Below are 229 nucleotides of genomic sequence, written 5' to 3'. Positions count from 1 at the left end.
CCCCAGCCCGATGTCGATGCGATCGCGGCGCAGGTCGCCGACCAGTACGAGCGCACCGTCGTCACTCCCCATGCCCCCGAGGGCTGGACGAAGAACATTGCCGAGATCGAGCCGGGCTCGCCCTCGGTGTGGACCGTCAACTTCAACTCGATCCCCGATGCCGGGCACGCATATGTGCGCTTCTCGCAGGCGTTCGACGCCGACGAACTGTGGTCCACGCAGCAGCTGC

Annotated in this window: 1 protein-coding gene; it reads left to right on the top strand. The window is 66.8% G+C overall.

Translation table 11 applies throughout. The annotated features are described in order from the left end of the window. On the top strand, positions 1-229 hold a 229-nt coding region (locus SB658_RS28240; RefSeq protein WP_410603927.1), incomplete at both ends, for a hypothetical protein.

Source organism: Bacillus sp. SIMBA_008 (assembly GCF_046535495.1).
GTDB classification, from domain to species: domain Bacteria; phylum Bacillota; class Bacilli; order Bacillales; family Bacillaceae; genus Bacillus; species Bacillus subtilis.
The sequence above is the reverse complement of the archived record's forward strand: the minus strand, read 5'-3'. Positions and strand labels throughout refer to the sequence as shown.